The organism is Vibrio sp. Y176, assembly GCF_033438945.1.
In genome coordinates this window covers 1-300 of record NZ_JAWOQS010000504.1, presented here as the reverse complement: position 1 = coordinate 300, position 300 = coordinate 1, and the positions used below count along the sequence as shown (strand labels likewise).

General features: G+C 40.0%; 1 pseudogene. It reads right to left on the bottom strand.

Annotated elements, in window-relative coordinates:
• Positions 1-296, bottom strand: a pseudogene (locus R7O13_RS26980) (methyl-accepting chemotaxis protein); the annotation flags it as partial.
• Positions 297-300: the final 4 nt, after the last annotated feature.

Below are 300 nucleotides of genomic sequence, written 5' to 3'. Positions count from 1 at the left end.
TCCATACGCGGCAACGCTTTGTAAGCATTGTCTTTGTACTCGTGAATGTGATGATCAATATCTGCTTGTGTTTCTGCTAAGGCAATGCCTTGAACAGCAGAAGTCGCTTGGTAAAGATCGCGGTACGCATCTTCAATCGTGAACAGGTTGGGTACGATCTGTTCATTTAAGGTGTCGCTTAATTCAGATTGCTTGCTCGTTGTCATAACATTTAATACTGAGCTCACGGTGAACAATCCAATTATCAAAGATAGAGGAATCACTATCTTTTGTTTGATTGTAAAGTTTTGGAACATGAAT